The organism is Brevibacterium oceani, from assembly GCF_013623835.1.
Lineage (GTDB): Bacteria > Actinomycetota > Actinomycetes > Actinomycetales > Brevibacteriaceae > Brevibacterium > Brevibacterium oceani.
This window is the reverse complement of record NZ_JABKDE010000009.1, coordinates 172,091-196,034: the sequence shown is the minus strand read 5'-3', so window position 1 is coordinate 196,034 and position 23,944 is coordinate 172,091. Positions and strand designations below refer to the sequence as shown.

At 65.9% G+C, this 23,944-nt stretch carries 17 protein-coding genes; 8 read left to right on the top strand and 9 right to left on the bottom strand.

Annotated elements, in window-relative coordinates; genetic code table 11:
* Positions 1–148: 148 nt before the first annotated feature.
* The 3 genes from HK401_RS18315 to HK401_RS18305 all read right to left on the bottom strand — a co-directional run bounded on the left by HK401_RS18315 (position 149) and on the right by HK401_RS18305 (position 4,059).
* The gene (locus HK401_RS18315) at positions 149–1,552 is read right to left on the bottom strand and encodes an MFS transporter (protein WP_181276076.1); all 1,404 of its coding nucleotides are present in this window, start codon (positions 1,550–1,552) and stop codon (positions 149–151) included.
* A 220-nt stretch (positions 1,553–1,772) separates the two neighbouring features.
* On the bottom strand, positions 1,773–2,864 hold the full coding sequence (locus HK401_RS18310) for a branched-chain amino acid aminotransferase (RefSeq protein WP_181276075.1): 1,092 nt from the start codon (positions 2,862–2,864) through the stop codon (positions 1,773–1,775).
* A gap of 157 nt (positions 2,865–3,021) precedes the next feature.
* A complete protein-coding gene (locus tag HK401_RS18305) occupies positions 3,022–4,059 on the bottom strand; it encodes a 3-isopropylmalate dehydrogenase (RefSeq protein ID WP_181276074.1) in 1,038 nt (345 codons plus the stop codon).
* A 289-nt stretch (positions 4,060–4,348) separates the two neighbouring features.
* On the opposite strand from HK401_RS18305, the gene HK401_RS18300 reads away from it, so the two are divergent.
* Together HK401_RS18300 and HK401_RS18295 are read left to right on the top strand one after the other, a co-directional pair.
* Complete coding sequence (locus HK401_RS18300) at positions 4,349–5,200, top strand: HpcH/HpaI aldolase/citrate lyase family protein (protein WP_181276073.1); 852 nt, start codon at positions 4,349–4,351, stop codon at positions 5,198–5,200.
* Entirely contained in the window at positions 5,197–5,910 is a 714-nt protein-coding gene (locus HK401_RS18295) for a phosphatase PAP2 family protein (protein WP_181276072.1), read from the top strand. Before HK401_RS18300 ends, HK401_RS18295 begins: the two co-directional genes overlap by 4 nt.
* Positions 5,911–5,965: 55 nt before the next feature.
* On the opposite strand, the gene serA is transcribed toward HK401_RS18295, so the two are convergent.
* Together serA and HK401_RS18285 are read right to left on the bottom strand one after the other, a co-directional pair.
* Entirely contained in the window at positions 5,966–7,558 is a 1,593-nt protein-coding gene (gene serA, locus HK401_RS18290) for a phosphoglycerate dehydrogenase (RefSeq protein ID WP_181276071.1), read from the bottom strand.
* Positions 7,559–7,715: 157 nt separating this feature from the next.
* Entirely contained in the window at positions 7,716–9,008 is a 1,293-nt protein-coding gene (locus HK401_RS18285) for a GNAT family N-acetyltransferase (RefSeq protein WP_181276070.1), read from the bottom strand.
* Between the two features lie 205 nt (positions 9,009–9,213).
* On the opposite strand from HK401_RS18285, the gene HK401_RS18280 reads away from it, so the two are divergent.
* Genes HK401_RS18280 through HK401_RS18265 form a run of 4 tightly spaced genes read left to right on the top strand, consistent with a single transcriptional unit; the run spans position 9,214 to position 14,755 of the window.
* Positions 9,214–10,173, top strand: coding sequence for an ABC transporter permease (locus HK401_RS18280; protein ID WP_309136041.1), 960 nt, complete (start codon positions 9,214–9,216; stop codon positions 10,171–10,173).
* Positions 10,170–11,168: an ABC transporter permease gene (locus HK401_RS18275; RefSeq protein ID WP_181276068.1), complete on the top strand. Its 999-nt coding sequence runs from the start codon at positions 10,170–10,172 to the stop codon at positions 11,166–11,168. The genes HK401_RS18280 and HK401_RS18275 overlap by 4 nt, the downstream gene beginning before the upstream one ends.
* Before the next feature lie 59 nt (positions 11,169–11,227).
* Positions 11,228–12,898 carry an ABC transporter substrate-binding protein gene (locus HK401_RS18270; protein ID WP_181276067.1) on the top strand — a complete coding sequence of 557 codons (1,671 nt, stop codon included), beginning with the start codon at positions 11,228–11,230 and terminating at the stop codon, positions 12,896–12,898.
* A 6-nt stretch (positions 12,899–12,904) separates the two neighbouring features.
* A complete protein-coding gene (locus HK401_RS18265) occupies positions 12,905–14,755 on the top strand; it encodes an ATP-binding cassette domain-containing protein (RefSeq protein ID WP_181276066.1) in 1,851 nt (616 codons plus the stop codon).
* A gap of 171 nt (positions 14,756–14,926) precedes the next feature.
* Here HK401_RS18265 and ilvC read toward each other — a convergent pair whose 3' ends face one another.
* From ilvC to HK401_RS18250, 3 genes are all read right to left on the bottom strand, one after another.
* Entirely contained in the window at positions 14,927–15,958 is a 1,032-nt protein-coding gene (ilvC, locus tag HK401_RS18260) for a ketol-acid reductoisomerase (RefSeq protein ID WP_181276065.1), read from the bottom strand.
* 227 nt (positions 15,959–16,185) lie between these two features.
* Positions 16,186–16,698 (bottom strand): acetolactate synthase small subunit, encoded by a 513-nt coding sequence (gene ilvN / locus HK401_RS18255; protein WP_166972864.1) that lies wholly within the window; start codon positions 16,696–16,698, stop codon positions 16,186–16,188.
* Positions 16,695–18,629, bottom strand: coding sequence for an acetolactate synthase large subunit (locus tag HK401_RS18250; RefSeq protein WP_181276064.1), 1,935 nt, complete (start codon positions 18,627–18,629; stop codon positions 16,695–16,697). Before HK401_RS18250 ends, ilvN begins: the two co-directional genes overlap by 4 nt.
* Positions 18,630–19,009: 380 nt before the next feature.
* Between HK401_RS18250 and HK401_RS18245 the strand changes: the two genes are divergently transcribed.
* Both HK401_RS18245 and HK401_RS18240 read left to right on the top strand, forming a co-directional pair.
* Positions 19,010–20,848, top strand: a complete 1,839-nt coding sequence (locus HK401_RS18245; protein ID WP_181276063.1) for an ABC transporter ATP-binding protein — start codon at positions 19,010–19,012, stop codon at positions 20,846–20,848.
* Positions 20,845–22,752, top strand: a complete 1,908-nt coding sequence (locus tag HK401_RS18240; protein ID WP_181276062.1) for an ABC transporter ATP-binding protein — start codon at positions 20,845–20,847, stop codon at positions 22,750–22,752. The genes HK401_RS18245 and HK401_RS18240 overlap by 4 nt, the downstream gene beginning before the upstream one ends.
* 126 nt (positions 22,753–22,878) lie before the next feature.
* Here HK401_RS18240 and HK401_RS18235 read toward each other — a convergent pair whose 3' ends face one another.
* Entirely contained in the window at positions 22,879–23,889 is a 1,011-nt protein-coding gene (locus HK401_RS18235; protein ID WP_181276061.1) for a putative endonuclease domain-containing protein, read from the bottom strand.
* Positions 23,890–23,944: the final 55 nt, after the last annotated feature.

Below are 23,944 nucleotides of genomic sequence, written 5' to 3'. Positions count from 1 at the left end.
CGACGCCACCGATGAATCTCGGTGAGAACGTCCGGAACCTGCTCTGCTTCCATACCCACAACACTAAACCTCGGCACTGACACAAGATTCCGGGCGGGTGTTCTTACAGGTCAGAGCCGAATCGTGAGGTCAGAACCGAATCGTGACCTCAGCTCAGCTCTTCGCCGGTCGTCTCTCTGGCGAGCAATCCCATGAGCACCACTGCGACGACGACGAGGGCTCCCGTGAGGGCGAAAGTCAGCGTCAGGCCGAGCACGGGCCACATGAACGCACCGAAGGCGATCGGCGCGATTCCCGTCGCCAGACGCGATGCCGCCGAAGCCCAGCCGAAGCCGGATCCGCGCAAGCGGGTCGGGTAGAGCTCGGAGACATAGGTGTAGAGCGTCGGGATCGCGATCTGGATGACGAAGCCGAAACCGATGATCGCGGCCTTCGCCGACCACGTGAGTTCGGTGCCGGAGGCTTCGATGAATACGGCGGATCCGACGAGGAGGATCGCAGCCAGAATTGACGAGACTCCGAGAACCCACTTGCGTCCGAATCGTTCGACGATGAGCGCAGAGACGATCACGCCGAGAATGCCCACCGCGGTCATCGACCCGGTAACGAGGAATGCCGCCTGATCGGCAAGCCCCTGCTTCTTGAGGATCCCCGGCAGCCATGTCAGTGCCGCGTAGTAGACAAGGAGGACCGAGACGAAGAGCGACCAGGCGACGAGCGTCGTCTTCGCGGAGTGCTGCCACAGCTGCACCAGCTGACCGCTCGCCGCACGCAGCTGCCCGCTGACTTTGGGCCCCGCGGTTGTCTCCTGCACTGCCCCGGCGCCGCCGACCGGTTCGTGGGTCCACTCGGTGACCTCTGCGCCGGTGCGCTCGACCAGCCGTCTGATGATGGCGTCGGCTTCGGCATAGCGGCCGACCGAGGCCAGATAGAGAGGTGATTCCGGAATTCCGAAACGCACTGCGACCGTCAACAGCGCGGGCACGATCATGACGAGCATGATCAGTCGCCAATCTCCGAAGCCGAGCAGGTAAGCCGAGACGAAGGCGCACAGCGACGCCCCGATCGGCCACCATCCGTCCATCGCAGTGAGCACGCGACCGCGGTGGCGGCTGGGAGTGAACTCCCCGACCAGCGCATAGTCGACGGGGATGCATCCGCCGAGCCCGAAACCGGCGAGGAACCGAAAGAGGATGAACCATCCGAAGGCCGGCGCGAAAGCACCGGCGACCGTGAAGACCGAGAATACGAGGAGCGTGAGTGTAAAGGCCTTCTTCCGACCGATGACATCGGCGATGCCGCCCCAGATGAACGCGCCCAGCGCCATCCCGATGAGGTTGGCCGTGGCGATCCATGCGGCCTGCCCGACGTTTAGATCCCAATAGTCACTGAGCAGCGGGATAAGGAACCCATTGAGCGCGACGTCCCAGGCGTCGAACATGAAACCGAGCCCGCCGATGATGAAGATGGCACCCTGGGTGCGCCACTTCCATGGCAGGTGAGCGATGACTTCGGAGGCTGTCGGAACCGACGCCGAGGTGGTGGTGTGCACGAAGACACAGTACCCCAATTAACGCACAATTGAGTAAAACAACCGCTGAGCAGGCCCACCGCACTTCTACGACCGCGTCGGCCCCCGTCCCTGAATCCGATTCGGCCCAGTCCACGCTGGATAGCTCACTCCCGAAACTGGGCTGTCCAACGCGGACTGGGCCGTGCAGCGGACCAGGTCTCTTCCAACCGAAGCCACTACCAAACCTTCAGCCAAACCCTCAGGCCAGGCGCACCAGCCAGTTGTTCGTGTCTTCGGCGCGACCGTACTGGATGTCGAGCAGCGTCTTGCGCAGCTCCATCGTCTTCTCGCCGGCGTCTTCGCCATGATCGATGGTGAAGTCATCGGACACGAGCTTGCTGATCGGCGTGATCACCGCGGCGGTGCCGCAGGCGAAGGCCTCGACGATTTCGCCGCTGGCCGCCCCCTCTCGCCACTCCTCGACGGAGATCTGGCGCTCTTCGGGCTCGAGCCCCAGCTGAGGAGCCAGGTCGAGCAGCGAACGGCGGGTCACACCGTCGAGGATCGAATCGCTGAGCGCCGGGGTGAGCAGCTTGCCGCTCTTGGTCACGAGCATGAGGTTCATGCCGCCGAGCTCGTCGATGTACTTATTCTCGACCGCATCGGTGAAGAGCACCTGCTGGCAGCCTTTGGCGGCCGCCTCGTTGGTCGGCACCAACGAGGACGCGTAGTTGCCGCCGCACTTGGCGAATCCGGTGCCGCCGGCGCCGGCGCGCTTGAGCTTCGGCGACAGCCAGATCGACAGCGGCTTGATGCCGCCGGAGAAGTACGGCCCGGCAGGCGACGCGATGACGTAGTAGTCCACTTCGTGGCTGGCCCGCACACCGAGGAACCGCTCAGTGGCGATCATGAACGGACGCAGGTACAGGCTCGACTCATCGGCTGCCGACTCCGGTGTCGGAACCCAAGCCTGATCAAGGGAGACGAGGGCCTTGAGCGAGTTGATGAAGTCCTCTTCGCTCACCTGCGGCAGCGCCAGGCGCTCGGCGGAGCGATTGATCCGCGCGGCGTTGCGCTCGGGGCGGAAGGTCCAGACCGAACCGTCGGCGTGACGGTAGGCCTTGAGACCCTCGAAGATCTCCTGGGCGTAGTGAAAGACCGCAGCGGCCGGGTCGAGGACCAGCGGTCCGTAGGGCTTGACCTCGTGTGCCTGCCAGCCGTCATCGATCGTGTATCGGATGTGCGCCATGTGATCGGTGAAGTACTGGCCGAAGCCGGGATCCTTCTTGATGTTCTCTCGCACCAGCTCGGGTTGCGGCTGGAGATTCTTAAGAACAGTGAATTCAGTCATCGGAACTCTTTTCTCATGTTTCTCATGTGTGATGAGTGACACTGTCAGGGTAGTCCATCACCCCGGCGCGCGTCGCACCGGGGTGATGTCCTCATCGACCCTGCAGTCGGGGATTGTCGTCTGCGGATCCGAGCCTCGCCGAGGCGGCCGCGCAGCCTCAGCCGAGTCGTGCGGCGATCGCGTCGCCCACCTCGGCGGTGGAGCGCTTCGTTCCGTCGCGCTCGGCCAGGTCGGCTTCGACGGCGTCCTCGATGGCCTTCGCCACGACCTCGAGTCCGAGGTGGGAGGCCATGAGCGCTCCGGAGAGGATCGACGCCGTCGGGTCGGCGATCTGCTGCCCGGCGATGTCCGGAGCCGAACCGTGGATCGGCTCGAAGAGGCTCGGTGCCGTGCCTTCGACATTGAGATTTCCCGAGGCAGCCAGGCCGATTCCGCCGGTCACCGCGGCGGCGAGGTCGGTGAGGATGTCGCCGAAGAGGTTGTCGGTGACGATGACGTCGTAGCGTTCGGGGTTCGTCACCATGTAGATCGTGCACGCATCGGTGTGCTCGTAGTTGACGACCACCTCGGGGTACTCCTGGCCGACCTTCTCGACGACGCGACGCCACAGGTGACCGGCGTGGACCATGACATTGTGCTTGTGCACGTAGGTGAGCTTCTTGTTCCGAGCCTGCGCGCGCTCGAAGGCATCGCGCACCGCACGCTCGACGCCGTACCAGGTGTTGACCGAGACCTCGGTCGCGACCTCCTGCGGGGTGTCGGTGCGCACCGACCCGCCCGATCCTGTGTACGAGCCCTCGGTTCCCTCGCGGACGACGACGAAGTCGATCTTCCCCGGTTCCGCCAGCGGGCTGGTCACACCGGCGAAGAGCTTCGAGGGTCGCAGGTTCACCGCGTGACTGAGCCCGAAGCGCATCTTGAGGATGACGCCGCGCTCGAGCACGCCCGACGGCACCGTCGGATCCCCGCATGCGCCGAAGAAGATGGCATCATGCTTGCGCAGCGATTCGAGCTCCTCGTCGGTGAGCGTCTCACCGGTCTCGTGGAAACGCTGAGCACCGACATTGTAGTCGGTGAGCTCGAGCTCGACGGGCTCGCCCGACACCTCGATGGCACGACGGAGGACCTTGAGACCTTCGGGGACGACCTCGTTGCCGATTCCGTCGCCGGGCATGACTGCGATTGAGAACTTCATGGTGACAGCATAGGCCGCATCTCACCATGCAACTAGGGCGTCCTACTATCCGGACGGCTTGTGGGGCGAACCGACACCACCCGGACTGTGGCCGTGATTTCCGCGCCAGCACTCTCCGGAGCCTTCGCCAGCGACCCGAAATCCCGCCCCACGGTCGCCATCATGAACAATTTCACGTCCCAAACCGCGTTGACGGCTACAAAACTGCAGCCCAAGAGACGAAGATGGAATATAGCACCCCAAACCCCGTGGGGGCCGCCAGCGTCCAGCCCCGAGAGAAAGTCGATCATTGACCGAAACCATCCGCAACGCCCGTGCCGCAGCCCTGCCCGCCAAGCTCTCCCGGTCCTGGCTGCTCGTCAATGCCGCGAAGGAGGAGATCTTCACTCCCGCGCAGACTTCGGAAGCGGATTCGGTGATCTTCGACCTCGAGGCCTCGGTCGCCGATGACAAGAAGCTCGACGCCCGCGACAACGTCGTCCGCGCGCTCAACAGCGGCATGTCCGCCTGGGTGCGCATCAACAAGATGGAATCCGAGTTCTGGGACGACGACCTCGCCGCGATCGCCATGCTGCCCGGACTGCGTGGAGTCATGTTGCCGGAGACCGAACGTCCCGAACAGGTCTCCTACACCGCGATGCGTGCGAAGGCGGGTCTGCCCGTCATCGCGCTCCTCGAATCCGCGCGCGGCGTCGAGAACGCCACGAAGATCGCCGAGGCGCCCGGCACCTTCCGTCTGGCCTTCGGCACGAACGACTTCCGCAAGGACACCGGATTCTCCGGTGACCCGATGGCCCTGGCCTATGCCCGTTCCCGGCTGACCATCGCCTCCCGCATGGGCGGCCTGCCCGGCCCGATCGACGGTCCCTCGGCCGCCGATGCCGACGATGACAAGGTCTGGGCCGACGCCGAGGTGACCCACATGATGGGCATGACCGGCAAACTCGTCCTCACCGTCGACCAGGTCAACACCCTCAACGAGGCGATGAGCCCGAGCGAGGACGAACGCGACTGGGCCCGCCAGATGCTCGAAGCCGCCGAGGGCGGATCCGAGATCACCGACGGCTCCTACCTGCCCCGTCTGGCTCGCGCGAAGAAGATCGCCTCCCTGGCCGACACCTACGGCCTCTGGAACGCTTGATCCGTCAGCCGCCGGATTCTGCTCAAATCCGCCAGCCCGCCTGGCTGCTGTGGTCGACCCTGCCGGCCATCCTGCTCGTCCTGGCCTTCGGACTGTGGCTGCGCACAAGCATCGTCGGGCCCACGACCATCGACGTGGCCTGGCTCAACCTCGTCGGTCTCGACCTCGAGACCGTCCCGTACTGGATGGCTGTCACGCTCGCCGAGGTGGGCGGAGGGCTGGGCGCGGTCATCTGCACCGGCATACTCGCCGCGATCTTCGCCGTCCGCCGCCGCTTCCGATCCGCGGGGTATCTGGTGACGACCATGCTCCTGGGCATCGCCTTGTCCGAGTCGCTCAAGGCCGTGGTCACCCGGGTTCGCCCCGAGCACCAGCTCTACGAATCCTTGGGATATTCCTATCCGTCGGGGCATTCGATGGGTGCGGCCGCTCTGGCCATGGGCCTGGCGATCATCGCGACCCGCTCGCAGATGATCCGCGCCGGCTCCATGGACCCCACCGAGGTGCCGCAGCGCCTGCGGTTCCACTGGTCGATGCTCCTGGCCGCGGTGTGGATCCTCGCCATGATGTGGTCGCGGACCGCGTTGCAGGTGCATTGGCTCTCCGACACGTTCGCCGGAGCCCTCATCGGCATCTCGGCGGCCGTGCTCGCCGATGAGGTGTGGACGCTGGCAACGACGAAGGCCCGCTCGCCCCTTCCAGAGGGTTGAGCGGGCCCTCGGGCCTGCGCGGCGGTCGCCTCAGACGACCGGTCGGCTCAGACGATCAGTCCTCCTGCAGCGAGACGCCGGTGAAGGCCGAAGCGTTCACGGCACCGGCGACGGCCTTGACGACCTCGTCGGAGACGACCGAATCCACGGCGAGGACGGACAGCGCCTCATTGCTCGTCGAGGCCGGCGAGACCTGCATGCCGGCGATGTTGACGTTGTTGGCGCCCAGCGCCAGGCCCAGCTGACCGATGATGCCCGGACGGTCCTCGTAGCGGAAGATGAGCAGGTTGTCCGTCAGTTCGATCTCGAGCGAGTAGCCGTCGACCTCGGTGAGCTTCTGCACGAGCTTCGGTCCGGTGACCGTGCCCGAGACGGAGATCCGCTGTCCGGTGCTCGTCGTCGCCGTCAGGCGGGTGATGTTGCGGAAGGATTCGCAGTACGGGTCGGTGACGAGTTCCACGCCGATGCCGCGCTCTTCGGCCAGCAGCGGTGCGTTGACGTAGGAGACCTGGTCGGACACGACGTCCTTGAACAGGCCTTTGAGCGCCGAGAGCTTGAGGACGGAGACGTCCTTGTCGGCGATCTCGCCGTTGACCTCGACCTTGAAGTGCGTGACCGAGGAATCGGCCAGGGCGTTGACGACGCGGCCGAGACGTTCGGCCAGCGGGATGCCCGGGCGCACGTCCTCGTGGATGGCGCCGCCGGCGACGTTGACCGCGTCGGGGACGAGTTCCCCGGCCAGGGCCTTGCGCACGGACTTCGCCACGGCCACGCCGGCCTTCTCCTGCGCCTCATGGGTCGAGGCGCCGAGGTGCGGGGTGACGTTGACGGCGTCGAGGTCCATGAGCGCCGAGTGCTCAGGCGGTTCGACGTTCCACACGTCGATGCCGGCTCCGCCGATCTCACCGGAGGCGACCGCCTCGGCGAGCGCCTCTTCGTCGATGATGCCGCCGCGGGCGACGTTGACGAACCGGGCGCCGGGCTTCGCGGCCTTGAGCTCCTCGGTGCTGATCATGCCGATCGTCTCGGGCGTCTTGGGCATGTGCACGGTGACGAAGTCGGACACGGCGAGCAGTCCGGGCAGGTCGAGGACCTCGACGCCCATCTGGGCGGCGCGGGCCTGCGTGATGTAGGGGTCGTAGCCGACCAGGCGCATGCCGAAGGCCTTCGCCCGTTCGGCCACGAGTCCGCCGATGCGTCCGAGGCCGACGATGCCGAGCGTCTTCTCGTAGAGTTCGACGCCGGTGTACTTCTTCCGGTTCCACTCCCCCGCCTTGAGCGAAGTGTTGCCGGCACCGAAGTAGCGTGCGGATCCCAGGATGTGGGCCATGGTCAGCTCGGCTGCGGAGATGATGTTCGACGTCGGTGCGTTGACGACCATGACACCCGCCGAGGTGGCTGCGGGGACGTCGACATTGTCGAGCCCGACGCCGGCGCGGGCGATGACCTTGAGGTTCTTCGCGGCACCGATGGACTCCGCGTCGACCTGCGTGGCCGAGCGGACGAGGATCGCATCGGCATCGGCGATGGCGGGCAGGAGCTGGGATCGGTCAGCGCCGTTGGTGTGGCGGACCTCGAAGTCTCCTCCGAGGGCTTCGATGGTGGCCGGTGACAGTTCTTCGGCGATGAGCACGACGGGCTTGGGCACTGATTTCCTCCTGTTGCGTCCGGGACGTGTCCATCTTATGAGACTTTGTGAAGGCTTTCACAAGGTCTCAGATTCTGGGAAGATCGCTCAACAGAGCAAGCCGGACAGCGGCGAGCCGGTCGGCGCCGACCCGTCCCGCCGCGCGTCCGCCGAAGCTTCAGAATCCGTTCGGCGAATACGGTGCCCGGCCGAGGCTGAACATCGCGCTCGCGAGCACTGCTGCTCCGGGCGTCTGCTCGTCGATGCGTCCGGCGCGGGCGAGGATGACGGGATCGGCTCCGCCGAAGTACAGGGATCCGAGCTCGGCGATGCCGAGCCCCAGATCTGCCGGCGTCGATTCGGACGCGGGGGTCACCTCGGCGCTCTCACCGTCCGAGGTGATCGTGAACCGGCCTCCGGCGAGGTCGAGGGAGTCGTCGATGTCGATCGTCAGCGTCCCCGGCACGTACCAGGGCCGGGCTTCGAGGGCGGCCTTGACGTCGAGGATGCGGATCCAGATGTTGTCCTCGGTGGCCACGGTCTTCACTCGCCGGGAATCGGTGAGCAGCCATGGCAGCGGGGAGTATTCGGCGGATTCGCCGAAAGTCACCCGTGTGGACAAGTCGATGGCGGCGAGGAACGACCACAGGGAGGCGTACGCGGCATCGGTCACGGCGACGAAGTCGATGAGGTCGACCGTCGGCGGGGTCTTCGACCAGCCGGCGAACTTGTAGGACACGTAGCCGTCGGGCTCACCCTGCTCATCGAAGTGCAGAGCCGCGCGGACGCCGCGGTCCTCCTCACCGGTCTCGGTGTTGAGCGCCCCGGTGGCGCGCTCGATGTAGGTCTGCTGTCGCTGCATCGCTCCGGGCGAGGTGCGCATGAACCGGTCGTAGATCTCTGGAGCCAGCTCCCGCAGCTCACTGGGCAGGCACATCTCGACGCGTCGGTCGGGTTCGCGGACCATCTTGAATCCGGGCGAAGTATCGACCTCGATCGAGTGCGACCACGTGGCCACTCCGAAGCCGAACCGCGAATAGATCCCGCCCTCGGTGGCGGTGAGTGCGGCGAACGGGTAGCCGTTCGCCTTCGCCTCGGCGAGGTCCGTGGTCATCATCGACCGCAGCAGACCACGCCGACGATGCGTCGGGCGCACCGTGATCCAGGTGATGAGGTGCCCGGGCACGAGGCGTCCCCCGCCGACGTTGACGAGCTTCTCGAACCACGCGAACGTCGCCACCGGGATGGACGAGTCGAGCCCATGATCGTATTCCTGATCGGCGTAGACGGCCGTGAGGTTGCGTCCATCGGCGATCGCCCGCTCGACGCGGCCCTTCAGGGCTGCATCGGTGGACCGGGCGTCGTGGAAGCCCACGCTCGTCGAGGCGAAATACCCCTTCGTGCGCTCGTCCGGTTCTCCCGTGGACTCGTCGATGGTGGGCTTGAAGTCTTCGAATCTGTAATTCGTCACACATCCACAGTAGTCCAGATCACTTCCCGCGCCCATCCTCGACTGCTGCGGCTCGACGAAAACAGGTCGCCGCACCCCTGTCTGCCGCGTCACAGAGGCTCCCCAAACTTTGCCCAGGCGACAGTCAGGCGCATAATTGTTGAGCAGTTCGGCGATCCCGAACTCCAGCAAACTATCCGCGACCATGAATCGAAGGACCCCTGGCGTGCCTGAAGACCCACCAGAGCCGAGCCGTCGCTCGGACACCGTCTGGTCCCGGCTGCGACGTTCCCGCCCGGCGATGATCGGGCTCGGACTCGTCGTCCTCTTCATCGCACTCGCCGTCCTCGCCCCGGTCTTCTCCGCGATCACCGGCAACAGTCCCTACGCCTACAATCCGGATCTGCTCGGTCCCGACACGTCACCAGCGGGCCACCTCGGCGGCGTCAGTCCGCAGCACTGGTTCGGCGTCGAGCCCCGCACCGGGCGCGATCTGTTCGCCATCGTGTCCTACGGCGCCCAGGTGTCGCTGCTCATCGGATTGGCCGCAACGGTCGTGTCCGTGGCCGTCGGCGTCGCAGTGGGACTGGTCGCCGGATTCTACGGCGGCATCGCCGACCGCCTGCTCTCGCGGCTGACCGACATCATCTTCGGCTTCCCCTTCCTCATCTTCGCCATCGCCCTGTCCGCCACGGTTCCCGCGAGCTTCCCCCGCCCGCTGCTGCTCATCCTCGTCATCGGACTCTTCGGCTGGCCGTCCATCGCCCGCGTCATCCGCAGCGAGACCCTGTCCCTGCGCGAACGCGGATTCGTCCGCGCCGCGGCCGCCCAAGGCACGGGCAGCGGCCGCATCATCGTCCGCGAGATCGCCCCGAACATCCTTGCCACCGTCATCGTGTTCACGACGGTGTCGATTCCGGGCAAGATCGGCGCCGAGGCGGCCCTGTCCTTCCTCGGGGTCGGCGTCAACCCGCCCACCCCCTCGTGGGGACGGTCGATCTCCGATGCGATCAGCTGGGTCCAGGTCGACCCCATGTACCTCATCGTCCCCGGCATGGCGCTGTTCCTCGTCACGCTCGGGTTCAACATGTTCGGAGACGGACTGCGCGACGCCCTCGACCCTGCAGAGCACGGGAATGAGAACGCGGCGGCAGCCGATCCGATGAGCGCAGGAGGCCAGTCGTGAACCGAGCGAAATTCATCGCCTCCCGCACGATCGGTGCGATTCTCGTTCTCCTCATCATCGCGGCCGCATGCTTCGCGATCTTCTACCTCATGCCTTCGAATCCGGCCCAGTACTCATGCGGAAAGCCGTGCTCTTCGGACAGGCTCGCCGAGGTGGAGCGCTACCTCGGCGTCGATCAGGCCTGGTGGAAGCAGCTCTTCGACTTCCTCGGCGGCATCGTCACCGGCCGCACCTTCGGTTCGGGAGCCGCGGCGATCCACTGCGACGCCCCATGCTTCGGATACTCGTTCCGGCTGCGCGAATCGGTCACCGACCTCATCGTCTCCCGCCTGCCCATCACCCTGTCCCTGACTCTCGGCGCCGCCGTGCTCTGGGCCGTCGGCGGCATCGCCGCCGGTCTCATCACCTCACTCAGACGGGGCACCTTCACCGACAGCGCGGTGATGGGGGCGGCGATCACGGGGATCTCCGCACCGACCTATCTGCTCGGCCTCCTCGGCGTCCTCCTCTTCGGGTTCACCCTCAACGTGCTGCCGATCGGCGGCTACATCCCCCTGACCGAGAACCCGGCGATGTGGGCCTTCCACCTCATCCTGCCGTGGGTCGTGCTCGCGATCGCCAACGGTGCGATCTACGCACGACTCACCCGCGGGCAGATGCTCGAGGTGCTCGGCCAGGACTACATCCGCACGGCCCGGGCGAAGGGACTGTCCGAGACCGTCGTCATCGGCAAACACGGGCTGCGCAACCTCGTCGTGCCGCTGACCACGCTGTTCGCCATCGACGTCGGCGGACTCTTGGGCGGGGCCGTGATCACGGAGAAGGTCTTCGCCCTCGGCGGCGTCGGCACCCTGCTGCTCGAGGCCGTCTCCAGCCTCGACATCCAGGTCATCGTCGGGGTCACCCTCTTCGCCGCAGCCATCGTCATCATCGCGAATCTGCTCGCCGACCTCAGCTATTCGCTCCTCGACCCGAGAATCCGGGCGAGTCGATGAGACACCGCCCGCAGTCTCACCCCATCAACCTCTGCCACACCTCAGTTGAGAAGGAAACCATGAAGAGATCAGCGCTCGTCGCGGCCACCCTCGCCCTCGGCCTCGTCCTCACCGGATGCAATGCGAACCCCGAATTGAACGACGATTCGCAGTCCGACACGCTCGGTGAGACTCACAAGGGCGGGACGCTGAGCATTTTCAGCGAGGACCCCGACATCGATTTCGATCCGGGCAAGAGCCAGGGGTTGGCGATCACCTCGCTCGGGCTCGTCCTCCGCCGTCTGACCACGTGGGACATCCAGCCCGGCAAGGAGGCGAAGGTCGTGCCCGACCTGGCCACCGATACGGGCAAGGCCAGCGACGACGGCAAGACGTGGACGTTCACGCTCAGGGACGGTCTGAAGTACGAGAACGGCAAGCCGATCACGACCGCCGATATCAAGTACGGTCTCGAACGCTCCTTCTCGACTGAGCTCTCCGGCGGCCTGAGCTACCACAAGTCGGTGCTCGTCGGCGGATCGGATTACAAGGGCCCGTTCACGGGCAAGGAGCTCGACTCGATCGAGACCCCCGATGAGAAGACCATCGTCTTCCACCTCAACTCCGCGTTCGGCGACTTCCCGTGGATCGCCTCGATGCCCGCGTTCTCGCCCGTGCCGAAGGACTCCGACGACCCCGGCAAGTACGGTCAGGATCCCGTCGCCTCGGGCCCGTACAAGGTCGAGTCGAACAAGTCCGGCGCCGAGGCGGTGCTCACCCGCAATGACGAGTGGGACGAGGACACCGATCCCGTGCGCACGGCCGGACCCGACGAGGTCGTGTTCAAGCTGGGGCAGGATGCGTCGGTGACCTCGCAGGCACTCATCTCCGACTCCGGGGACGCGAAGAACGGCTTCTCCGCAAGCTTCGTGCCCGCCTCCCAGCTCGCACAGGTGCAGAACGATGCGAATGCGAAGTCACGACTGGTCACCTCGGGGCCGGGGGCGCTTGCCTACCTCGCGATGAACAACGAGTCGAAGGGCCTCGACGACGTCAAGGTCCGGCAGGCCATCAACTATGCCGTCGACAAGAACACGTACCGCATCGCCGGCGGCGGCGAGATCGCCGGCGACTACGCCTCGACGCTCATCACTCCGGGAATCCCCGGACGGCAGGACTACGACCTGTACAAGGCCGATCCGGGCGGCGACGTCGAGAAGGCGAAGTCCCTGCTCAAGGAGTCGGGTGAGAAGCTCGGCACACTCAAGCTGCTGGTGAAGAACGATGCGACCTCGGTGGCTCAGGCCGAGGCGATCCAGGAGGCGCTGGCCCGCGTCGACATCAAGACGACCATCAAGTCCGTCGACACGAACACGTATTCGGCCGATGCCACGGCGAACAAACCCGATTACGACCTCGTGCTCGGATCCTGGCAGCCGGACTTCCCTTCGGCCAACGGCAACATCCAGCCGCTCTTCGACTCCTCGCAGATCGGCAACGGCAACTTCAACCTCTCGCGGTATGAGAACAAGGACGTCGACGCTCTCATCACGAAGGCCACTGAGACCGTCGATCCTGCCGAAGCGCAGAAGGTGTGGGCCGAGGCCGACAAGACGATCATGGAGGATGCGCCGATCGTTCCGCTCATCTACACGAAGAACTCGTTCCTGCACGGTTCGAATGTCGAGAACTTCGTCATCGGCGACTTCCCGGCCTACCCCGTGTACTTCAAGGCTTCGCTGAAGGGCTGAGCGTCGATGGCAGAGATCGCAGTGGCACTGCGCTACGAGGGACATTCGGTGTCCTTCGGCGCGCGTGAGATCACCCGGGACGTCTCCTTCGACCTCGTCCCGGGCTCGGTCCTCGCCCTCGTCGGCGAGTCCGGTTCGGGCAAATCGGTGACCGCGCTGGCCGCGCTCGGCCTCGTGCCGGGGGCGAGCCAGACCGGGTCCGTGATCCTCCACGGTGGTTCGGATGCGGGAGGGGCCGGGCAGTCGGGGTCGGTCGGGCAGTCGGATGGGCTGAGCGCTGATGTCGACCTCGTCGGTCTCGATGCGGACCAGCTGCGGCCGATCCGCGGCGAACGCATCGGCGTCGTGTTCCAGGAGCCGATGGGTGCGTTCAATCCGATGTTCCGCGTCGGATCCCAGATCGCCGAGGCGGTCCGTGCCCATGCGAAGGACGCCGGAAGGACTGCCGGGGCCGGAGCTCAGGCACGGTCCGACACCAAGGCTGAGTCCGGCAGCCGCGCGCCGACCGGCGATCGCGTCGCCGCTCAGCTGCGCAAGGTCGGTCTGCCCGAACCGGACCGGATCATGCGGGCCTATCCGCACGAACTCTCCGGCGGACAGCTGCAGCGGGCGATGATCGCGCTGGCGACGATCAACGCACCGCAGGTCCTCTTCGCCGACGAACCGACGACGGCCCTCGACGTCACGGTGCAGACCGGGATCCTCGACCTGCTCCGCCGGCAGGCCGACGAGGGGCAGGCCGTCCTCCTCATCACCCACGATATGGGCGTCGTCGCCGATGTCGCCGATCGCGTGGCCGTGATGAAGGACGGCAGCATCGTCGAAACCGGTGAGGCCGAGGCGATCTTCGCCGCTCCGGCCCATCCCTACACGAAGGAGCTGCTGGCCGCGGTGCCGAGGCTCAGCGCTGTCGTCGGGAGCTCTGCTGTCGTCGCGGACTCTGCCGAGGTGCCTGCCGTCGAGCACTCCCCCGACGCGCGCCCCGCCTCGACCCAGCAGCCCGCTGCGGCCACTTCCCCCGCGACCTCCGCCGCCGAGACCCCGCCTGCGGCTGCGGCCGCCGAGCTGCGCTCGGCGAGCGTCGTCCATCGCACTCCCGGAGGCGAGCTCCGCGCCCTCGACGACGTCTCGCTCGTCGTTCCGGCCGGGACGATCATGGGCCTCGTCGGAGAATCCGGTTCGGGGAAGTCGACGATCGCGAATGCCCTCACCGGCGGTCAGGCCCTTGCCTCGGGCGAGGCGTTCGTCGCCGGTGAGGCAGTGACCACGCGACCGAATCGCCGGCAGCGTCGACGCCGCGCGAACATCGGCGTTGTCTTCCAGGACCCTCGGGGTTCGCTCAACCCACGCCGGTCCGTGGGCACGCAGATCGCCGAACCGCTGCGCGTCCACCGTGACCTCAGTCCGAAGGAGACGACGGCCCGGGTGCGCAGCCTGCTTGACGACGTCCGCCTGCCCGCCGACTTCGCGGAACGCTATCCGCACGAACTCTCGGGCGGGCAGCGGCAGCGAGTCGCGATCGCCCGCGCACTGGCTCTCGACCCCACGCTCCTCATCGCCGACGAACCGACCTCAGCGCTCGACGTCTCCGTCCAGCAGGGAGTGCTCCGACTGCTCTCCGAGCTGCACGAAGCACACGAGTTCGCCTGCCTGTTCATCAGCCACGACCTCGCCGTCGTCGAACAGCTCGCCTCCCAGGTCGTCGTCCTCAAGGACGGAGCGATCGTCGAACAGGGTCCGAGCCGGCAGGTGCTCACCGACCCGCAACGGGCCTACACGCGTGAGCTCATCGAGTCCGCGCCGGTCCCCGACCCGAAGGTCCAGGCGGCGAGACGGACGGCCCGGCTCGCAGCGTAGGGATCGACCGCCTCGGCGAGGCGTGTCCCCGTCTTTCCGAACGCGAACGAGCCCCGGACACCATCAGGTGTCCGGGGCTCGTTCATCCTCGCACAGCCTCCACGGCTGCCCTGTGCGAGGCCGACGTCGGACGGATCAGACGCACAACCTCGGCGAAGGTGAGAGTGAGACTCAGCGAGCGGCAGTGCCCTCGGTGTAGTCGTCGTCGCTGTCCTTGAGCCAGGCGAACATCTTGCGCAGCTCGCGGCCAGTCGACTCGATCGGGTGGGTCTCTTCCTTCGAGCGCAGCTCCTTGAACTCGGCCGCGCCGTTCTTCTGATCGTTCATGAAGCGTTCGGCGAACTTGCCGTTCTGGATGTCGGCGAGGACGGCTTCCATGTTCTTCTTCACGTCAGGGGTGATGACGCGGGGTCCGGAGACGTAGTCGCCGTACTCAGCGGTGTCCGAGATCGACCAGCGCTGCTTGGCGATGCCGCCCTCGACCATGAGGTCGACGATGAGCTTGAGCTCGTGGAGGACCTCGAAGTAGGCGATCTCCGGCTGGTAGCCGGCCTCGGTGAGGACCTCGAAACCGTACTGCACGAGGTGGGAGGTGCCGCCGCAGAGGACGGTCTGCTCGCCGAAGAGGTCCGATTCGGTCTCCTCGGTGAAGGTCGTCTTGATGCCGCCGGCGCGCAGGCCGCCGATTCCCTTGGCGTAGGAGAGCACGAGGTCCCAGGCCTTGCCCGTGGCGTCGGCCTCGACGGCCACGAGGACGGGCACGCCGCGTCCGTCGACGAACTCACGGCGGACGACGTGTCCGGGTCCCTTGGGTGCGACCATGATGACGTCGACGCCCTCGGGAGGCTGGATGTAGTCGAAGCGGATGTTGAAGCCGTGGGCGAACAGCAGAGCGTTGCCGGGCTTGAGGTTCGGAGCGATCTCCGCGTTGTAGATCTCGGCCTGAACCTGGTCCGGGGCGAGGATGACGACGAGGTCGGCCCATTCGGACACCTCGGCGGGGGTGCCGACCTCGAGGCCCTCGGCAGCGGCCTTGTCGCGGCTGGACGAACCTTCCTTGAGCCCGATGCGGACCTCGGCGCCCGAGTCGCGCAGGCTCAGCGAGTGGGCGTGGCCCTGGCTGCCGTAGCCGATGACGGCGACCTTCGTGCCCTGGATGACGGACAGGTCGGCATCGTCGTCGTAATAGCGTTCTGCTGCCATAGTTCTTGCTCCTTATGAGTTCGGGGTGATGCCCCCATTGTTTCACAGTTCGGTACTGCTGTTCACTTATTGAGATCTCACGCGTTCCATGGGTTGGAACGCGAAATCCTTCGCCGAGGCGGCCCGCCGTTCCGGTGCCGCGCGGGGCACCGGAACGATGGGCACCGCCGCGCGGGGATGGTCAGCCGCGCAGGGTGCAGACGTCCATCCCCGCAGTGCGCGGTCGGTCAGCCGCGCAGGGCGCGGTCGGTGATCGATTTCGCCCCGCGGCCGATGGCCACGGTGCCCGACTGCACGATCTCCTTGATCCCGAAGGGCTCGAGGACCTCGCGGAGAGCATCGACCTTGCCGAGCTCTCCGGTGGCTTCGATGCTCACCGAGTCCGGGCCGACGTCGACGATCTTCGCGCGGAACATCTCCACCGCCGAGGCGACCTGCGGTCTGGTCGCCGCATTCGCCTTGACCTTGTAGATGATGTGCGCCCGTCGCACCGAGGTCTCGGGCTCGAGCTCGACGATCTTGATGACGTTGACGAGCTTGTTCAGCTGCTTCGTCACCTGCTCCAGCGGCACGTCGTTGACGTCGACGACGACGGTGATGCGGGAGAGTTCGTCGTATTCGGTCACGCCCACGGCGAGGCTGTGGATGTTGAAACCGCGGCGGGCGATGAGCCCGGTGAAGCGGGTGAGCACACCGGGCTTGTTTTCGACCAGGACTGAGAGTGTGTGCCGGTTGTTCATTCCAGGCCTCCTTCGATCTGAGCCACGGAACGCACCGTGCCGTCTTCATCCGCGTCAGCCTCGGCGATCGCCGCCTCGGCCTCCTCTTCGCCCTCCCCGTCGAATTCGGGGCGGATGCCGCGGGCGTATTCGATCTCGTCGTTCGACACGCCTGCCGCGACCATCGGCCACACCATCGCATCCGGCGGGACCGTGAAGTCGAGGACGACCGGACGGTCGTTGATCGACAGCGCCTTCTCGATCGCCGCATCGACATCGTCGTTGCGATCGACGCGCAGCGCCTCACAGCCGTAGGCTTCGGCGAGCTTGACGAAGTCCGGGATGCGGATCGTCTCGTGTCCGGTGTTGAGGTCGGTGTTGGAGTACCGGCCGTCGTAGAACAAGGTCTGCCACTGGCGGACCATACCCAGGGACGAGTTGTTGATGATCGCGACCTTGATCGGAATGTTGTTGAGCGCACAGGTCGCGAGCTCCTGGTTCGTCATCTGGAAGCAGCCGTCGCCGTCAATGGCCCACACGACGCGGTCGGGCTGGGCGACCTTCGCGCCCATCGCCGCCGGGACGGAGTAGCCCATGGTGCCGAGTCCGCCGGAGTTCAGCCAGGACTTCGGACGCTCGAACTCGACGAACTGTGCCGCCCACATCTGATGCTGGCCGACGCCGGCGGCGTAGACCGCCTCGGGGCCGGTGAGCGCGGAGATCCGCGAGATCACGTACTGCGGATCGCAGAGCTCGCCGTGCCGGTCATAGCCGAGCGGGTAGGTCTGCTTGAGTCGATTGAGGAAGCGCCACCACGGCTCGCGCTGACGTTCGAGGGCCTTGGGGAACTTACCGCGCAGCTCGTTCAGCATCTCGGCGAGCACCTCACGTGCATCGCCGACGATGGCGACGTCGACCTCACGGTTCTTCCCGATCTCGGCCGGGTCGATGTCGGCGTGGATCACCTGCGCGTCGGGGGCGAAAGAATCGAGCTTGCCGGTGACGCGGTCATCGAAGCGGGCACCGATCGCGATGAGCAGATCGGACTTCTGGAACGCGGTCACGGCGGGCACGCTGCCGTGCATTCCGGGCATGCCCAGATGCAGTCGATGCGAATCGGGGAACGCGCCGCGGGCCATCAGGGTCGTGGCCACGGGGATGTTCGTCGCCTCGGCCAGACGCAGCAGCTCCTTCTCGGCCTCGGAGCGGATGACGCCGCCGCCGATGTAGAACACCGGCCGGGCAGCCTCGGAGATCAGCCGTGCGGCCTCACGGATCTGCTTGGCATGCGGTTTGAGGACGGGGCGGTAGCCGGGCAGCACCGGCTCCTCGGGCCACACGAACGGCGCGGTGCCCGTCTGCGCGTCCTTCGTGATGTCGACGAGCACGGGACCGGGACGGCCCGTGGTCGCGATGTGGTGGGCGTTGATAAGGGCGGCGGGGATGTCCTCGGCCTTCGTGACGAGGAAGCTGTGCTTGGTCACCGGCATCGTCATGCCCACGATGTCGGCCTCTTGGAAGGCGTCGGTGCCGAGCAGGCCCGAGGCCTGCTGACCGGTGATCGCGAGCATCGGCACCGAGTCCATGTGTGCGTCGGCGAGTGCCGTGATGAGGTTCGTCGCGCCGGGTCCGGAGGTCGCGATGCACACACCGAGCTTGCCGGAAGAGGCCGCATAGCCTTCGGCGGCGTGACCGGCTCCCTGTTCGTGGCGGACGAGGATGTGCCGGATCTTGTCGGTCTCGAACAGCGGGTCGTAGGTGGGAAGGATGGTCCCGCCGGGAAGCCCGAACACCGTGTCGACCTCGAGCTTCTCGAGGCTGCGGACGATCGCCTGGGCTCCCGTGAGGACGTCGGGGCCGGCTGCGCGACGAATACTGGACGGTGTGGCGGTGACCGGCGTGGCCGCGGGTTGATTCCCCGTGTCCTTCGCGGTCGAGGGCTTGGCTGCCATCGATTCCTATCCTTCCTAGGTGTCCTTCTCGTCTTCACATGAAAAACGCCCCTCCGGTTTCGGTAGGGGCGCGCGGAACGTGTCGTCTGACAGGCTACGGAAGATCCGCGCGCTGGTGAATAACGACGACAAGAAGGTTGTTCATGGCTCAATAGTTCACCGCGGCGGTCGGGAGTGTCAAACCTCGCAATCCATTGTCTCGAATTATGGGATCATTGAGACTTGTCAGGTGAGACCAGCACCGAGGTGGCCCGGCCCACATCCGCGAGGTGGTCCGGCACACATCCGCACCATGCGCGGGATTCAGCGGTGAGAGAAACGGGAAGCCCGATTGCCGGATCCGTGGATTGTGTCACACCCCAGGACTAGGCTTGTTTATCGTGCGTCCCCTCCTTCGGTTCTGGCCCGATCTCCGCTCCCGCATCGGCGTGTACGTCCTCGTACTCGTCCTCACTCTGCTGGCCAACGGCATTCAGCTCATCGTCCCCATCATCACCGGTCACATCATCGACGGCCCGATCGCCCACCGCGACCTGCAGGCGCTCTGGCTGCCCGTGCTCGCCGTTCTCCTCATCGGCATCGGCGAGGCGGTCGCGATGTGGGCGCGGAGGATGATCGTCGCTCCTGTCGTCTCCGAATGGGAGATCCGCTGGCGAGCGCGCCTGTTCGACCGACTCCAGTACACCTCGGTGGCCGTCCACGATTCATGGGAGTCCGGCCAGCTGCTCTCGCGCGCCACGAATGACCTCTCCCAGCTGCGACGGTTCTTCGCCTTCGGCCTGCCGTTCCTGCTCTCGACTCCGATCGTCATCGTCATCGGCACGATCATCCTCGTCGCCCTGCAGCCGGCATTCGGGCTCATCATGATCGTCATGGCGGTGCCGACGATCGTCGCGGTGGCGATCTTCGAACGTCGATACCGACTGGCCTCCCGCGCTTCGCAGGACGCGGTCGGCGAGATCGCCACCAATGTAGAGGAATCCATCCAGGGCATCCGGATCCTCAAGTCCTTCGGCCGCTCCCCCTGGGCCGCTGAGCGCTTCGGGCTGCTGTCGACTAAGTTCAAGGACCTCGAGATCCGCAAGGCGAAGCTCGACTCGTGGTTCTGGAGCGTGCTCATCCTCCTGCCCACCCTCGCCCAGGTGGCAATCGTCGGCGTCGGCACGTGGGGCGTCGTCGCCGGGTGGACGACGATCGGCACGGTCGTGGCCGGCGTGACCGTCTCGATGGTCATGCGGATGCCCATCGAGATGCTCGGGTTCCTGCTCGCCGATGCGCTCATGGCACTCACGGCGGCCGGGCGCTACTGGGAAGTCATCGACATCCGCCACGACATCACGGACTCCGGCGGCGGCATCGACGATGACCCCGATGTCGGGAAGTACCGCGGTGAGCTGAGCTTCGACGATGTCTCCTTCCACTTCGCCGACACCGATCGGCTGACGCTGACCGGCCTCGATCTGCGGATCGACCCCGGGCAGACGCTCGCCCTGGTCGGGGCCACGGGTTCGGGCAAGACGACGCTCGCCTCACTGGTCCCCCGACTCCAGGACGTCACGGACGGCGCCGTGCGCATCGACGGCATCGACATCCGCGATCTGCCGGTCAACGAGCTGCGCCACCTCGTCTCGGTCTCCTTCGAGGATCCCATCCTGTTCTCGGCATCGGTCGCGGACAACGTCGTCATGGGCTCGCCCGGGTCGAGCGAAGACGAGATCTGGCAGGCCCTGCAGATCAGTGCCGCCGCGGACTTCGTCGCACGGCTGCCCGAAGGCCTCGACACCCAGGTCGGCGATCAGGGGCTGTCGCTGTCCGGCGGGCAGAGGCAGCGACTCGCACTCGCCCGTGCCGTCATCGGCAAGCCGCGGATCCTCGTCCTCGACGATCCGCTCTCGGCCGTCGACGTCGACACCGAGGATCGGGTGCAGCGAGCGCTGAGGGAGATCCTGCCGGATTCGACGACGCTCATCATCGCCCACCGCCCGTCGACCGCCGCCTTGGCCGACGTCGTCGCGGTCCTCGATGAGGGCCGCATCGTCGCTCAGGGCACGCACGAGGAGCTCCTCGAGTCCTCCCCGCTCTATCGGGAGCTCATGGGAGCCAGCGCGGCAGACCCGGGATCGGCCGCCTCGGCGCAGGTAGCCAGCGCGGCAGGTCAGGGGTCGGCCACCTCGGCGCGGGAAACGAACGCAACAGGGCTGGAAGGGGGACGCTCATGAGCATGCCGCGACTCGATCGGGACGACGAGGTCGAGCAGCTGCCGCCGGACATCGCGAAGAAGGCACGGGCGCTGCTGTGGTCGCTGGTGCGACCGCATCGGGCGATGGCGATCTTCCTGCTCGTCATCGTCGTGCTCACGGCCGGTGCCCTCGTCATCGGCCCGGTGTTCATCGCCCGGGCCCTCGATGAGGGGATTCCGCGGGCGGTCGACGGTGACACCGGGCCGCTCTTCACTGCGGTGGGGCTGTTCATCGCCGCCGCGGTGGCCTCGGCGGTGCTCGCGTTCACCTCGACGAGGCTCGTGGGGATCACGGCACAGAAGATCCTCTTCTCGCTGCGTTCGCGGGTGTTTGCGCACGTCCAGCGGCTCGATCTCGGCTATCACGAGAAGTCGACCTCGGGCCGGCTGGTGTCGCGGCAGACCTCGGACATGGAGTCGGTGCAGCAGTTCCTGTCGTATTCGCTCTTCGACACGGCGCTGGCCGTGCTCCAGATGCTCTTCATCGCGATCACGCTGGTCTGGCTCGACGTGCCCTTGGCGCTCGTCGTCTTCGCCGGATTCGTTCCGCTGTTCTTCATCACGAAGTCCGCACACTCCTCGCAGCGCAGTGCCTACCGGCGCACGCGCACCTCGATCGCGAAGGTCATCGTCCACTTCGTCGAGACGATGGGCGGGATCCGCGCCGTCCAGGCGTACCGCCGGCAGCCCGACCGGCGCTCGACGCTGAGCGATGAGGACATCCAGTATCGGGATGCAAACACCGATGCGCTGCGCGGAGTCGCCTGGTTCGCGGGCTCCACGCGGCTGGTCGGCAACATCACGCAGACGGTCATCATCGTCGTCGGCGCGTGGCTGGTCATCGAGGACTGGACGCAGGTCGGCGTGCTCGCCGCGTTCATCCTCTATCTGCGGCGGTTCTACGGTCCGCTCGACGAACTCGTCCAGTCGTTCAACCTCTATCAGTCCGCCTCGGCGGCGTTGGAGAAGATCGCCGCGGTCCTCGACGCGGAACCCGCAGTGGCCGAACCGGGCCAGCCTGCTCATCTGCCCGTACGGTCGGGGTCGGCTGGTGCCGGAGGTGCTCCGGAGCCGGGCGCGCCGGCAGGGGCGTCGGCGGGGGCGCCAGCGGAGGCGCCAGCGGATTCGTCGGCCGGCGACACAGGATCGGGGCGCTCACTCGATCTGGCCGGCGTCCGGTTCGCCTACGCTGACGGACCCGATGTGCTCCCCCGCTTCGATCTGCATGTTCCTGCCGGAGAGATCGTCGCCCTTGTCGGCGCCACCGGCGCCGGAAAGTCGACGCTGGTCAAGCTCGTCACCCGCTTCTACGATCCGAGCGGGGGGCACGTCGCCATCGACGGGGTGGATCTGCGTGATCTTGAGGATGCGGAGCTGCGCTCGTCGGTGGTCATGGTCACCCAGGAGTCGTTCCTCTTCGCAGGCACGATCGCCGACAACATCCGCATCGGCAATCCGAGTGCCAGCGACGAGGCGGTCGTCGCCGCAGCTCGCGCCGTCGGCCTCGACGGATACATCCGCCGGCTGCCCGACGGGTATGAGACTGATGTGAAGAAGCGCGGCGGGCGGCTGAGCTCGGGGCAGCGACAGCTCGTGTCGTTCGCACGAGTGTTCCTCGCCGACCCGGACATCGTCGTGCTCGACGAGGCGACCGCCCACCTCGACATCCCGTCCGAACGTCTCGTCCAGGATGCGCTCGCGACGGTGCTCGAGGGGCGGACGGCGATCATCATCGCCCACCGGCTCTCGACCGTCGAGATCGCCGACCGGGTCCTGGTCATGGATTCCGGGCGGATCATCGAGGATGGAACACCGGACGAGCTCATCTCCGGCACCGGCAAGTTCGCGCAGCTGCATCAGGCATGGCGCGATTCGCTCGTGTAGCTCTCGTGTGGCCGATGCGGGCAGTTCCTACTGGCGCCCCGTCGGTGCCAGCTTGGTCAAACTGCAGCAGCTTGGTCCCTGCGCCGAGCTGCTGCAGTTTCACCGAGCTGGAAGTACGAACCGCACTCAGCTACCTGTTGCGCGCCGCTGCGTTCGGCTCCTTACGATCCGCTCGATGTCAGTGAACGTCTGCCGCCGCCACAGATCCTTCCAGAACACTCGGATGACGTGATAGCCCAATGCCCGCAGGCGCCGCTCGCGTTCTCGTTCACGGTCGAACTCTCGCCGATGGTCACGACCATCGAGCGTGTACTTGGCTCGGCCGTCGAACTCGATGATCGTCTTCGAGTCACGGTGAGTGAAGTCAGTCCTCGCCACGAAGAAGCCGTTTTCATCGAAGATCTCAACTTGGGGTTCGAAGCCATTCAAGCCGACTTCATACAGGCGGACCGCAACTATGGATTCCCCCGGTGATTCTCGATGACCGTCGGCTAACCCGAGTGCCGTCTCGACTCTCCGGCAACATCGATTCTCATGACAGGTGTCGACAGCCTTCCTCAACTGATCTTTCGTCACCAGTTGCCTTCGCAGAGCATCATCGAGCATGGGAAGACTGACGTCGAGAGCGTAGTCACGAGCAGTGTCGATGAGAGTGCGGGCCTTCGAGGTGACAGTCGTGTCCCCGAGCAGCTCGACATGTTCATCGCAGAGCTCTCTTCGACGAACAATCAGGTGAGTGAACCGGCCGCTGGTGTGGGAACGGATGACCTCTGCTCGCGAGTGCGGAATCTCGACCACCTCCAGCTGCCACAACAGAGCGGCGGAGAGATGCGAGAAGACTTCGCCCTTTGCTTCCGAATTCTCTTCCGCCCGCCGGTTGACGAGATCGGCCCGCGTCCGGATCAATATCTTCACGCGCTCGATGGCATCCCGCTTGTCCCCCAGCCAGGCGAGTTCATCGACATCTCCGTCGGCCAATGGGGTCCAGATCTTCGCATGACCAGGATCCGCACATGTGCCTTTCACCGCGAACCGGCCGCGGGCGATGCGTTCCAGACAGCAACCAACAGCTGCGCGAATCTCGCGGTCTGAGAGCCCAAGGCGCCGAAGCTCAGTCGTCACGAAAACCTGATACATTATATTAGTATGCATCCAATGCCATCAAACGACAATATAATGCGTTAAGAAGATG

Bases quoted from the DNA above. Each gene is read 5' to 3' on its own strand.
- HK401_RS18310 (WP_181276075.1), bottom strand. From the start codon at position 2,864: ATGACTGAATTCACTGTTCTTAAGAATCTCCAGCCGCAACCCGAGCTG.
- HK401_RS18305 (WP_181276074.1), bottom strand. From the start codon at position 4,059: ATGAAGTTCTCAATCGCAGTCATGCCCGGCGACGGAATCGGCAACGAG.
- HK401_RS18270 (WP_181276067.1), top strand. From the start codon at position 11,228: ATGAAGAGATCAGCGCTCGTCGCGGCCACCCTCGCCCTCGGCCTCGTC.
- HK401_RS18265 (WP_181276066.1), top strand. From the start codon at position 12,905: ATGGCAGAGATCGCAGTGGCACTGCGCTACGAGGGACATTCGGTGTCC.
- ilvC (WP_181276065.1), bottom strand. From the start codon at position 15,958: ATGGCAGCAGAACGCTATTACGACGACGATGCCGACCTGTCCGTCATC.
- ilvN (WP_166972864.1), bottom strand. From the start codon at position 16,698: ATGAACAACCGGCACACACTCTCAGTCCTGGTCGAAAACAAGCCCGGT.
- HK401_RS18250 (WP_181276064.1), bottom strand. From the start codon at position 18,629: ATGGCAGCCAAGCCCTCGACCGCGAAGGACACGGGGAATCAACCCGCG.
- HK401_RS18240 (WP_181276062.1), top strand. From the start codon at position 20,845: ATGAGCATGCCGCGACTCGATCGGGACGACGAGGTCGAGCAGCTGCCG.
- HK401_RS18235 (WP_181276061.1), bottom strand. From the start codon at position 23,889: ATGTATCAGGTTTTCGTGACGACTGAGCTTCGGCGCCTTGGGCTCTCA.